The organism is Helicobacter pylori (assembly GCF_021062735.1).
Lineage (GTDB): Bacteria > Campylobacterota > Campylobacteria > Campylobacterales > Helicobacteraceae > Helicobacter > Helicobacter pylori_DN.
Genome location: NZ_JAHXLB010000007.1, coordinates 11,898 through 24,837 on the forward strand (window position 1 = coordinate 11,898; position 12,940 = coordinate 24,837).

Annotated in this window: 11 protein-coding genes; 7 read left to right on the forward strand and 4 right to left on the reverse strand. The window is 40.1% G+C overall.

The features are described from left to right. Positions 1-5: 5 nt before the first annotated feature. From hopL to fic, 3 genes are read left to right on the forward strand one after another with little or no spacing between them, the layout of a single operon-like run. The gene (hopL, locus tag KX581_RS04085) at positions 6-3,707 is read left to right on the forward strand and encodes a Hop family outer membrane protein HopL (protein ID WP_231175664.1); all 3,702 of its coding nucleotides are present in this window, start codon (positions 6-8) and stop codon (positions 3,705-3,707) included. Positions 3,708-3,720: 13 nt separating this feature from the next. Beyond that, positions 3,721-4,494, forward strand: coding sequence for a pyrroline-5-carboxylate reductase (gene proC, locus KX581_RS04090; RefSeq protein ID WP_231175665.1), 774 nt, complete (start codon positions 3,721-3,723; stop codon positions 4,492-4,494). Positions 4,495-4,520: 26 nt separating this feature from the next. Continuing rightward, positions 4,521-5,054, forward strand: coding sequence for a protein adenylyltransferase Fic (gene fic / locus KX581_RS04095; RefSeq protein WP_000549892.1), 534 nt, complete (start codon positions 4,521-4,523; stop codon positions 5,052-5,054). 243 nt (positions 5,055-5,297) lie between these two features. Here the strand turns inward: fic and ybeY are convergent, their stop codons facing one another. The 3 genes from ybeY to KX581_RS04110 form a co-directional block, all read right to left on the reverse strand. Beyond that, positions 5,298-5,720 carry an rRNA maturation RNase YbeY gene (ybeY, locus tag KX581_RS04100; protein ID WP_231175666.1) on the reverse strand — a complete coding sequence of 141 codons (423 nt, stop codon included), beginning with the start codon at positions 5,718-5,720 and terminating at the stop codon, positions 5,298-5,300. Positions 5,721-5,775: 55 nt separating this feature from the next. Then, positions 5,776-6,270, reverse strand: a complete 495-nt coding sequence (locus tag KX581_RS04105; RefSeq protein ID WP_000516050.1) for a flavodoxin — start codon at positions 6,268-6,270, stop codon at positions 5,776-5,778. Positions 6,271-6,360: 90 nt separating this feature from the next. Next, the gene (locus KX581_RS04110) at positions 6,361-6,942 is read right to left on the reverse strand and encodes a DedA family protein (protein ID WP_231175667.1); all 582 of its coding nucleotides are present in this window, start codon (positions 6,940-6,942) and stop codon (positions 6,361-6,363) included. 121 nt (positions 6,943-7,063) lie between these two features. On the opposite strand from KX581_RS04110, the gene ccoS reads away from it, so the two are divergent. Next, positions 7,064-7,255: a cbb3-type cytochrome oxidase assembly protein CcoS gene (gene ccoS, locus KX581_RS04115; protein ID WP_001090958.1), complete on the forward strand. Its 192-nt coding sequence runs from the start codon at positions 7,064-7,066 to the stop codon at positions 7,253-7,255. A 25-nt stretch (positions 7,256-7,280) separates the two neighbouring features. Further along, positions 7,281-8,255 carry an NAD(P)-binding domain-containing protein gene (locus KX581_RS04120; RefSeq protein ID WP_231175668.1) on the forward strand — a complete coding sequence of 325 codons (975 nt, stop codon included), beginning with the start codon at positions 7,281-7,283 and terminating at the stop codon, positions 8,253-8,255. Positions 8,256-8,262: 7 nt separating this feature from the next. Here KX581_RS04120 and KX581_RS04125 read toward each other — a convergent pair whose 3' ends face one another. Continuing rightward, on the reverse strand, positions 8,263-9,423 hold the full coding sequence (locus KX581_RS04125; RefSeq protein ID WP_231175669.1) for an HP1165 family MFS efflux transporter: 1,161 nt from the start codon (positions 9,421-9,423) through the stop codon (positions 8,263-8,265). A gap of 63 nt (positions 9,424-9,486) precedes the next feature. Between KX581_RS04125 and pgi the strand changes: the two genes are divergently transcribed. After that, positions 9,487-11,124, forward strand: a complete 1,638-nt coding sequence (pgi, locus tag KX581_RS04130; protein WP_231175670.1) for a glucose-6-phosphate isomerase — start codon at positions 9,487-9,489, stop codon at positions 11,122-11,124. A 305-nt stretch (positions 11,125-11,429) separates the two neighbouring features. Beyond that, positions 11,430-12,845, forward strand: coding sequence for an outer membrane beta-barrel protein HofH (gene hofH, locus KX581_RS04135; RefSeq protein ID WP_231175671.1), 1,416 nt, complete (start codon positions 11,430-11,432; stop codon positions 12,843-12,845). The last annotated feature ends 95 nt before the right edge of the window (positions 12,846-12,940 follow it).

Genomic DNA, 12,940 nt, shown 5'->3' on the forward strand with positions numbered 1-12,940 from the left:
AAAATATGATAAAAAAAGCTAGAAAATTTATACCATTCTTTTTAATTGGCTCCCTCTTAGCTGAAGACAATGGCTGGTATATGTCTGTAGGCTATCAAATCGGCGGCACGCAACAATTCATCAATAACAAACAACTTTTAGAAAATCAAAACATCATCAACAGCATAACCCAAAGCGCGATCAATATTGCAGGGCCTACTACCGGCCTTATCACTTTAAGCTCTCAAAGCGTCATTGACGCTTTAGGCTATGGCGTGAGTAACACCGTGGGCAACCAATTAGAGGGCATTTCTAATATCTTGAATCAAATTGGCAAAAGAAAAGACTTTTATTCTAGCCATCAAATCTCTAGCATTTCTCAGCAAATCATAGGGCTTAAAGGGAGCTCTGATCCCTTAAAAGCCCACTCTTCACAAATCACAGCCAAACTCCTTTCCAACACCCAAAGCACCTTTAATCAGGGCATAGCCCTAAGCTCTAATATTATTAGTGCAGTCAATAGCCTAAACCCTAGCAACAACTCCCAAGAAGTTAAAAAACAGCTCCAAAACACCGCGCAATCCATGGCAGAATTGTTGCAACAAGTTGAACACAGCATCACTAAAACCACTAGCACCACTTACGCGCAATCCTTACTCTCCAATCTGACCGATGCGGTGAATGCCTCTAGCAATAATACCGCTTATGTGAGCGCTTTAAAAAATGCTTTAACCACTCTTGGGGTGGGGTATTTCCCTACGACAACCACAACGCATGTGGTGCTAAACCCACCGGGACAAATCGTATTTTATCCCACTAATTCCATTTTAGGCTCTACTTCTTCAAACAGCAATAACCAACAACAATACAACAATACCCTTTTAATGAACACCTTACAAGGGGAATTAAGCACTAATAATCAAAATAACCCCAATGGTTGCGCCAATCAAGTCCAATGCTTAGAGCAATTCATCCAAAATTTAGCCCCTTTAGCCGCAACCCCCACTTCAAATAACCAAGCCAACCAACAAGTCCAAGCCATCGCTCAAAAGCTTCAAAGCGTTGCTATCAACACTTTAGACAACAATGCGATCAACAACACTACCTATAATTTAAACAACTTGCACAACGCTTTGAATTTCCAAGCCTATGAAAGCACGATAGAACAATACAATAACGCTTTAAAACAAATTTCTTGGATTAGTTTTACTGAGCCTAAAAACTTGCTCAAAAACACTTCTAATAACTACCAAATCGGCACCGTTACCAACGCTCAAGGGCAAAATATCAGCACCTATGATTGCACAAGCGCTACCGGGAGTCTTTCTGGCGATACTTCTAATGGGATTTCATGCTCAGCCACAAGCTCCACAAACAACACAAATAGCTTTGACAATTCTTTAGTCGCTACCTCCAAAGTCCAAACCATAGGGGGCAAAGAGCAGATCGGCGTGAATTCTTTTAACCTTGTTTCTCAAGTGTGGAGCGTTTATAACTCTTTAAAAACTTCAGAAGCCAATTTGCAAAAAAACGCTCAGATACTATGCCCAAGTGGCAGTAACGGATCGCAAGGTACATGCAATAACAACAATTCTTCGGGGGGTTTGAGCATCAGCGGGAACTCCCAATTGCAAAATATTTTAAGCTCTACTAGTGGGACTAGCACTACCACTCAAGCTAAAAGCAACGCTCCCAAACTAAAAGCGATGGTGGTGGTGAATAATGAAGAAGAAGCTAAAACGACCAATTTAGCTCAAAGCAGTGGGCCAACCACTCAATCCCCTAACAGCACGGTGATGGGCGCTTTAAACACCGTATTGCAAAATGTCAGCAATTTCCAACAAAGCATTCAAAGCGCTTTTCAAAACCAAGAAAGTAATATCCAAGCTTGGGCGAATGCGATTTATAACACTAATGGGAGTCAGTCGCAAGAGACGACACCTAACACTAACCAAGATTTACGCATCCAATTAAGAGCGAATTTCTACCAACTCATCAATACCATTAACCAGCAAGTGCCTACAGGCATGAGCACTTTAATCGCTCAGAGCCAAGCGCAAGCGAGTGCAACAAGTGGATCAGCAAGCACCACAAATAACGCATGCGCGAGCGGAATGAGTGGGAGTGGTAATAACTGGTGCTATCAGCAATGGTCCGATTCTAAGGCTTATTACAGCGGGTTACAAAGTGCTTTAGGGTATCAAACACAAGCGACAACTCAAAGCGGGAGCAGTGATTGGAACAGCATCACCTACAATGTCCAACAAATCACGCTCACTAGCGGTGGTTTGCTCAATCAAATCATCACAAATCTTAAGGGTGTTAATGGGGGCAATGGAGGAAGCAATGGAAACGGAAATGGCACTAATCAAATCAACACAGCCTACCAAATGCTCACAGACGCCAGCGATGGGAAATTAGGGACTTATAGTAGTAGCAATAGTGGCAGTAATAACGGCTATACGCCATGCAATAGCACTAACGGGAGCAATGGAACGAGCAATTGTTATGAACCCAACAAACAACAAAACGCCACCACCGCAACCACCGCAACCACTAGCGAAACCAACTTGCAAAAAGTCTATAATGACGCCCAAAAAATAGCCAACATTATCGCTAGCTCTGGGAATAATAAAGGCGTTGAAAACGGCTTAAAACAATTCTTTGAAGCGTTAAAAAATAATAGCAGCAGTCTCAGTAATTTGTGTAATGGTAGTAGCGGTAGTAGTGGTGCTACTTGCTCCGGTGAGCTTATCAACCTTTTAGGGGCAATCCCCACAAATGGGGTGAGCGATACGAACAATTTAATTAATTTGCTCACTGAATTTATTAAAACCGCCGGGTTTATCCAAAATAATGATAGTAATGTATCTACTAGTCTTATAAGCGCTTTTCAAGCCATTACGAGCGCTATTTCTCAAGGGTTTCAAGCCTTACAAAACGACATTAGCCCTAATGCGATTTTAACCTTGCTCCAAGAAATCACTTCTAACACCACCACCATTCAGTCATTCTCGCAAACCTTACGGCAGCTTTTAGGGGATAAAACATTCTTTATGGTGCAACAAAAACTCATTGATGCGATGATTAACGCTAGAAATCAGGTTCAAAACGTGCAAAATCAAGCCAATAACTACGGCTCTCAACCCATTTTAAGCCAGTATGTGGCCGCTAAAAGCACCCAACACGGCATGAGCAATGGCTTAGGGGTTGGTTTGGGCTATAAATATTTCTTTGGTAAAGCGAGAAAATTAGGTCTTAGGCATTATTTTTTCTTTGATTACGGCTTTAGTGAAATAGGCTTAGCCAATCAAAGCGTGAAAGCGAATATCTTTGCTTATGGGGTAGGCACGGATTTTTTATGGAACTTGTTCAGGAGGACTTACAACACTAAAGCGTTGAATTTTGGGCTATTTGCTGGGGTCCAACTGGGCGGTGCAACTTGGCTTAGCTCTCTAAGGCAACAAATCATTGACAACTGGGGGAACGCTAATGACATCCATTCAACGAATTTTCAAGTGGCGCTGAATTTTGGGGTGCGCACCAACTTTGCGGAGTTTAAGCGTTTCGCTAAGAAATTCCACAATCAAGGGGTTATAAGCCAAAAGAGCGTGGAATTTGGGATTAAAGTGCCTCTCATCAATCAAGCGTATTTGAGAAGCACTGGGGCTGATGTGAGTTACAGGAGGCTTTATACTTTCTATATCAATTACATCATGGGGTTTTAAAAAAGGGTGTGTCATGGAAATCTTACAATTCATCGGCTATGGGAATATGGCTCAAGCGATTTTAGAAGGCTCTCATGAAATTTTATCCAAGCGTTTTATTTTAGAAATTACCGGGCGAAACCCTGAAAAGATCGCCCCCTTTTTACAAGAAAAAAACATTCAAGCGCGCATCGTTCCCTATAAAGACGCTATTGACATACACCAAAAATTCGTGTTTTTACTTTTTAAGCCTTATAACCTTAAGGATTTTAATTATCAAGGGCAAGCCAAAAGCGTTTTGAGTGCACTAGCTGGCGTGGGTTTTAAAGCTTTAAGCGATGCGATAGATTCTTTACATTATCTCAAATGCATGCCCAATATTGCGAGCAAGTTCGCCCTTTCTTCTACGGCGGTGTGTGAAAAATCACCCATGCCCTTAATAAGCCAAAAGGCCTTGAGTGTTATTGAGAGTTTTGGGAATTGCGTGCGAGTGGGTAATGAAGAGTTGGTGGATGCCAGCGTGGCGACAAACGGGAGCGCGCTCGCGTTTTTAAGCTTGGTAGCGAGCAGTTTGAAAGATGCCGGTATTAGAGAGGGCTTGAACGCTAGAGATTCTTTAGAATTGGTGAAAATGAGTTTTAAAGGCTTTGCCAAGCTGTTAGAAAAAGAACGCCCAGAAATGATTATAGAGCAAATTTGCACCCCTAAAGGCGCAACGATTGAAGGCTTGAGCGTTTTAGAAAAAAAAGGGGTTAGGGGAGCGTTTATAGAAGCTTGCCATGAAAGCGTGAAAAAAATGCACCTCTAAAAATTACACTCTTAAAAAACAGTGCGATGCATTTAGACAGACAGAGTTTAGAAAAAGCCAAGCATTTGATCCAAAGCGGTCTGATTGACACCATAGAAGTAGGCACGATCAAGGGCTTGCAAGAAATCCATCGGTTTTTGTTTGAAGGGCTGTATGAATTTGCCGGGAAAATCAGGGATAAAAATATTTCTAAAGGAAATTTCAGGTTCGCTAACTGCTTGTATTTGGATTTGATTTTACCCAGAATTGAGAGCATGCCGCAAAATAATTTCAATCAAATCATAGAAAAATATGTGGAAATGAATATCGCTCACCCTTTTTTGGAGGGTAATGGCAGAGCGACTAGAATATGGCTTGATTTGTTGCTTAAAAAGGAATTGAAAAAAATTGTGCTTTGGGATAGGATTGATAAAGCCGCTTATTTGAGTGCAATGGAAAGGAGTCCTGTGAATGATTTGGAAATCAAAACGCTTTTAAAAAAGCATTTGAGTTCTAATACCAACGATCCCTTAACTCTCATTAAAGGCATCACGCAGTCGTATTACTATGAAGGGCTTTGAAAAAATACTAAAATCATTTTTTATAATCCAATACGAAAGAGTTTGACGCTAGTCAAGAGATAGTTTTTTATAATGCGATCTTAGGGGATTAGTGGGATTTAGTTGGGGGTTGTAGGAGGAAATGTTTTATCTCCTATCCCCCCTTTACTATAAAATAAAATTTAAAATATAAGACAAAATAATTAAAGCCCCATTTTAAAAGAAATTAAAAGCTTTATTTGTCAGCATTAAAGCAATCTAAAACTAATCTTGTGCCCGTTCAATCAAACTCAAAGGCAAGTTAAACGCTTTAATGAGTTCGCCCTCTTTTTGACGTTGTTCGCCCTTATCTTTTTCATGGTCATAGCCCAACAAGTGCAACACCCCATGAATGAATAAAAGAGCGATCTCCTCTTCTAATCTATGCCCTAATTTCAGGGCGTTTTCTTGAGCTAATGGCGCATTAATCACCACGCTCCCTAAAGGGGTGTGAGGGATCGCTTCTAAAGGGAAGCTCAAAACATCGGTAGCGTAATCGCAACCCCTTAAATCCCTATTGATTTCTCGCATGGTTTCATCGCTCACTAAAACAAGCTCAATGATTTGAGTGGGGGCTAAAACATCTGCGATTTTTTCTAATAATAAAAAGTCTGATTCTAGTGGGGTTTGGTTGTCTATTTCTAGCATCAATAAGATATAAAAAGAAGTTTAAAAAAGCCCTAAAATTTAGGGCTTATAAAGATTAAGCGAAAGAACCTTTAACTTGTTCTACCCATTTTGAAATCCTCTCATCAGTGAGATCATCTTGATTGTCTTCATCAATCACTAGACCCACGAATTTACCGCCTTCTACCGCTTTAGAAGCTTCAAAATGATAACCATCAGTGGGAGTTTGCCCTACCACTTTGCCGGCTTTAGCTTTTTCATAAATGTGGAAAATGCCTTCTGCAAAAGTTTCGCTGTAAGTGTCTTGATCGCCCAAGCCTACAAGCCCAATGGTTTTATTCGCAAAGTCGCTCGCTTCTAGTGTGCCTAAAAAGTCTTCCCAATCTGTTTGCAAATCGCCCGCACCGGCTGTTGGAGCGACTAAAATAACCTTTGTAAAGCCATTAAATTGCTCTTTAGAAGCTTTAGCCACATCAATCACTTCCGCATTACCAATAGCCTTGCTGATTTTTTCAGCGATAGCTTCAGCGTTCCCGCTGTCTGTCCCAAAAAAGATACCAATTTTTCCCATATTCCAATCCTTGTGTTTAAAGATATTAACACACCCGCTTCATGCGAATGCTTGTGGGCGTAGTCTAGCGCATTTAATTAAACATCTTGCTTAAAAACCCATTTTGCGCGAATATCGTTTCAACAAAAACCATATTAAAAGCACTATAAGAACAAAACTTATGACAAAAAACGAAGTGTAATGAGAAAGCCTTTCATACAGCGTTTTCACCCAATCGCTCGCTTGAAAAGAAACGCTCCCCACGATTAACGCCCACAAAAAACTGGATAAAACATTAAGCCATAAAAATCTTTTTAAAGGGTATTTGCTAAAACCAACCGCCAAAGGCACAACGCTTTTAATCCCATACAAATATTTATTGACAAAAATCATGAGCAAGGCGTAGCGTTTCACCCACAAACTCGCTAAAGCAAGCTTTCTTCGGTGCTTTTGGAAATACTTTAAAAACTCTCTTTTTTGATAGCGGGCAAAGATTACAAGAGCCCCACTCCCTACCATATTCCCTAAAAAAGCGACAAAAATGGTTATTTTTATATCCAAAGCGTGCGTGGTAGCGCTCAAAATGGAAGCGATGACAATCCCCACATACCCACCCCCTAAAGAATATAAAAATAAAATAAGATAACCCCACTCCTTAAAACCCTCTTGAAAACGCAACAACGCTTCTTGCATAAAAACCCTCTTTTTAGTTTTCTCATTTTCATGTTATCCAAACTTATTAACCTGTTGGTGATTTAAACGCTATCTTTTAGTATAATGACAGCATTATCCTAATAACCTAAAAGATATAGAGATGAATACAGAAATTTTAACCATCATGTTAGTTGTCTCAGTGCTTATGGGATTGGTAGGCTTAATAGCGTTTTTATGGGGGGTTAAAAGCGGTCAGTTTGACGACGAAAAACGCATGCTTGAAAGCGTGTTGTATGACAGCACGAGCGATTTGAACGAAGCGATTTTACAAGAAAAACGCCAAAAGAATTAAAAAGAATTAAAATAAAAGGATAGGAATGGACCAAGAAATTTTAGATGTATTGATAGTGGGTGCAGGGCCTGGGGGCATTGCCACGGCCGTAGAATGCGAAATAGCCGGCGTTAAAAAAGTGCTTTTATGCGAAAAAACCGAAAGCCATTCAGGCATGTTGGAAAAGTTTTATAAAGCCGGTAAAAGGATTGATAAAGATTATAAAAAGCAAGTCGTAGAGCTTAAAGGGCATATCCCTTTTAAAGACAGCTTTAAAGAAGAAACTTTAGAGAATTTCACTAACCTTTTAAAAGAGCACCGCATCACGCCAAGCTATAAAACCGATATTGAGAGCGTGAAAAAAGAAGGCGAATACTTTAAAATCACCACCACTTCTAACACAACCTATCATGCTAAATTTGTGGTGGTTGCGATCGGGAAAATGGGCCAGCCAAACCGCCCTACTACTTATAAAATCCCTGTCGCGCTCTCTAAACAAGTGGTTTTTAGCATCAATGATTGTAAGGAAAATGAAAAAACCCTTGTGATCGGCGGAGGCAACTCAGCGGTGGAATACGCTATTGCTTTGTGCAAAACCACCCCTACCACTCTCAATTACCGCAAAAAAGAATTCAGCCGCATCAATGAAGACAACGCTAAAAACTTGCAAGAAGTCCTAAACAACAACACGCTTAAAAGCAAGCTTGGAGTGGATATTGAAAGCCTAGAAGAAGATGGGGCTCAAATTAAGGTTAATTTCACCGATAACACGAGCGAGAGTTTTGATCGCTTGCTGTATGCGATCGGCGGCTCTACCCCTTTAGAGTTTTTTAAACGCTGTTCTTTAGAATTAGATCCTAGCACCAATATCCCTGTGGTGAAGGAAAATTTAGAGAGCAACAATATCCCTAATTTGTTCATCGTGGGCGATATTTTATTCAAATCAGGAGCGAGCATCGCTACCGCATTAAATCATGGCTATGATGTTGCTGTAGAAATCGCTAAAAGGTTACAATCTTAAAGCAAATTCACTCATCAAGTGGCTTAGCCTTATACAAAAAGAAAAAGAGTGCTATAAGCGTAAGGGCAAAATGCATGGTTATGATAGTTAGGGGCGAAAAGTAACGCAGTTCCAGGCTACTGAGCGATAAGATTAGCACAGAGACCACACGCACACAACTTGATAAAAGCGATGAGAGCGATGAAATGTTGTTTTTAGAAACGAATTTGGAAAATTGATACCCCAAGCAATAACTCATGTAAGCAAAAAACGCCACCATGAGTGCATACACCCCTATGAAACAATAAGGGATATTCATAAGCAATAAGGGGCTAACGCTAAGCAACACCAAAAGCGAACTTAGGGCGATTTTTTGGCTGTAATTTGAAGCTTTTAAAAAATGAATGAGGATGGAAATCACTTGAAAAGCGATATAAAACATAAAAAGGTATTGCTCTTTAACGCCTTGTTTTAAAAAATACGCTTGCCACATTTGAAAATGGCTCATAAAAAAGATAGGCGTAATCAAATGCCCCACTAACAAAATTTTAAGCTTGGGGTTATCTTTAAGCTCTTTAAGACTGCCTTTGACTTGCTCTTTAAGGAGTTTCAAACTTTTTTGGCTTTTAAAATCTTCTTCTTTTTCTTTAAAATAAATGATGATCGTTAGCGCACAAAGCATGATTAAAAAAATCCCCACGACATACAGCATCGCATGGACTTTGAGATACAAAAACGACCCCAAAGAACTCCCTATAATCATGCCTAAATAAGCGATTTGATTGTTTTTGGCTAAAAACTTGGACAAATCCTTTTTGTTTTCTTTAATGTCTGTGATGAGTGAAGCTTCAATCGTGCCGCTAGAGCATGCATTATACAAACCATACAGCCCCCACGCTAAAAGCATGAGAATAAAGCTATCAAAAAACAGAACCAACGAAAAACTAGCGATTAAAAAGGCATTAGAAACCAAGAATAAATTTTTTCGGCTCATCAAATCCGCTAAAACGCCGCTTGGGTATTCAGCCACCAGCACGCAAAAGCTAAAAAAGGTTTGCACGAGCAGGATTTCACTCAAACTAAGCCCTTTAGAAAGCAACAAGGGGGTTAAAATCGCATGGGGCAAGCTTTGAGCGATGATCAAGAGAAAATTCGCCCCATAGTAAGCTAAAATGTTTTTCCTTAACATTTGAAAATTGTAATTAAAACTAGCTTATAATACAGCGTTATATCTTTTAATTAAGGGGTATTGATGCTAACCCAATTAAAAACTTATCCAAAATTACTCAAACATTATGAAGAAATCAAAGAAATGCATATGCGCGATTGGTTTTCTAAAGACAAGGAGCGAGCGAGCCGCTATTTTGTGCAATTGGAAAGCTTGAGCTTGGATTATTCCAAAAACCGCTTGAACGATACCACTTTAAAGCTTCTTTTTGAATTAGCAAAGGATTGCTCTTTAAAAGAAAAGATTGAAGCGATGTTTAAGGGCGAAAAAATCAACACCACCGAAAAAAGGGCTGTTTTACACACCGCCTTAAGAAGCTTGAACGACACAGAAATCTTGCTAGACAACATGGAAGTGTTAAAAAGTATTAGGAGCGTTTTAAAACGCATGCGAGCCTTTAGCGATAGCGTGAGGAGCGGTAAAAGACTAGGCTATACCAATCAAGTGATCACCGATATTGTCAATATCGGCATTGGGGGGTCAGATCTGGGCGCTTTAATGGTTTGCACCGCCTTAAAACGCTACGCCCACCCGAGATTAAAAATGCATTTTGTGTCTAATGTGGATGGCACACAGATTTTAGATGTTTTAGAAAAACTCAATCCAGCCAGCACGCTTTTTATCGTGGCTTCTAAGACTTTTTCCACTCAAGAAACCTTAACCAACGCCCTAACCGCTAGAAAATGGTTTGTAGAAAGGAGCGGCGATGAAAAGCATATCGCTAAACACTTTGTAGCGGTATCCACCAACAAAGAAGCCGTGCAACAATTTGGCATTGACGAGCATAACATGTTTGAATTTTGGGATTTTGTAGGGGGGCGCTATAGCTTGTGGTCGGCCATTGGCTTATCCATTATGATCTATTTAGGGAAGAAAAATTTTAACGCTCTTTTGAAGGGGGCGTATTTAATGGATGAGCATTTTAGAAACGCCCCTTTTGAAAGCAATTTGCCCGTTTTAATGGGGCTAATTGGCGTGTGGTATATCAATTTTTTCCAATCCAAAAGCCATTTAATCGCTCCTTACGATCAGTATTTAAGGCACTTCCCTAAATTCATTCAGCAATTAGATATGGAAAGCAATGGCAAACGCATCAGCAAAAAAGGCGAAACCATCCCCTATGACACCTGCCCTGTTGTTTGGGGCGATATGGGCATTAACGCTCAGCACGCCTTTTTCCAGCTCTTGCATCAAGGCACGCATTTAATCCCCATTGATTTTATCGCTTCCTTAGATAAAAAGCCTAACGCTAAAGGCCACCATGAGATTTTATTCAGCAATGTTTTAGCGCAAGCGCAAGCCTTCATGAAAGGCAAGAGTTATGAAGAAGCGCTTGGGGAATTGCTCTTTAAAGGCTTAGACAAAGATGAAGCCAAAGATTTAGCCCACCACAGGGTGTTTTTTGGCAACCGCCCCTCTAATATCCTTTTATTAGAAAAGATTTCACCAAGCAATATTGGGGCGTTAGTGGCTCTTTATGAGCATAAAGTCTTTGTGCAAGGGGTTATTTGGGATATTAACAGCTTTGATCAATGGGGCGTGGAGCTTGGGAAAGAACTGGCCGTGCCGATTTTACAAGAATTAGAAGGGCATAAAAGCAACGCTTATTTTGACAGCTCCACTAAGCATTTAATAGAATTGTATAAGAATTACAACCAGTAGGCTTTGTTTTATAACAAGATAAAACCTAAAAACAATAAAACAAAGCTTAACCCCATTCTCAAGCGATCCATTCAAAATAATCCGTTACTCGTAACGGATTTTAGCACCATATATTAGCCATTTGAATTTAAAGAGAGTAAATTTTCCACAAATTAATCGTTTTTAGCTTTTAAAAGCTTGACTTTCTCATCATACGCATTATTTTACATATTATAATTATTTCAAAGCTAAGAATAATAAAAATCAAAGAATAGATTTATCTTTAAAAATATTTGCATTTATCAATCTCATTTTAGGAGGCATGCATGAAAAAGGCAAGTCAGGTTTTATTCTTTGGGGCATTTTTAAGCTCTTCTTTGCAAGGTTTTGAAGCTAAGCTCAACGGCTTTGTGGATCAATCCAGCACTATCGGTTTTAACCAGCATAAAATCAATAAAGAAAGAGGCATCTACCCTATGCAGCAATTCGCAACGATTGCGGGCTATTTAGGGCTTGGTTTTAGCCTGTTACCCAAAAAGGTTTCAGACCATGTTCTAAAAGGCAAAATAGGGGGCATGGTGGGATCTATTTTCTATGACGGCACGAAGAAATTTGAAGACGGATCTGTAGCTTACAATCTCTTTGGTTATTACGATGGGTTCATGGGGGGCTATACGAATATCTTACAGACCGATAGCCTTGAAACACAGAACATGAAACACAACAAAAATGTCCGCAATTATGTCTTTAGCGATGCGTATTTAGAATACGCTTATAAGAATTATTTTGAAATAAAAGCCGGGCGCTATTTATCCACTATGCCTTATAAAAGCGGTCAAACGCAAGGCTTTCAAATTTCTGGGCAATACAAGAAAGTGCACTTGACTTGGTTTAGCTCTTTTGGGAGGGCGTTCGCTTATGGTTCGTTTTTAATGGATTGGTTTGCCGCACGGACCACTTATAGCGGAGGCTTTACCAAAAACGATAAAGGAGGTTATGATAGCCATGGGCGAAAGGTGCTTTATGGCACGCATGCGGTGCAACTCACCTATAAACCTCATCGTTTCCTCATAGAAGGCTTTTATTACCTTTCGCCTCAAATCTTTAACGCTCCGGGCGTTAAGATTGGTTGGGACTCTAACCCTAATTTTAGCGGCACAGGCTTTCGCTCTGATACAGCTATCATAGGGTTTTTCCCCATTTACTACCCTTGGATGATCGTTAAATCCGACGGGAGTCCGGTCTATAGATACGACACGCCTGCCACTCAAAACGGGCAAAATCTCATTATCCGCCAACGCTTTGACATCAATAATTATAATGTTTCAATCGCTTTTTATAAAGTCTTTCAAAACGCTAATGGTTGGATAGGCAATATGGGGAATCCAAGCGGTGTGATAATGGGGAGTAACAGCGTCTATGCGGGTTTTACAGGCACAGCTCTTAAAAGAGACGCCGCTACCATTCTCCTTTCTTGTGGCGGCACTCATTTTGCCAAAAAATTCACATGGAAATTCGCCACACAATATTCCAATTCAGTGGTCTCTTGGGAAGCGAGAGCGATGATCTCTTTAGGTTATAAATTCACTGAATATTTGAGTGGTAGCGTGGATCTTGCGTATTATGGCGTGTATACTAACAAAGGCTTTAAACCGGGTGAAAACGGGCCTGTGCCTAAAGACTTCCCCGCCCTTTATTCTGACAGGAGCGCGTTATACACGGCCCTAGTAGCATCATTTTGATGCTGTCTCTGTGGCGGGCGTTTTTGACACCGTCTCTCTAATCTCTATCATACAAAACTCAAGTAAAAACTCTTTTTGTAAATCGCATAAGCAAA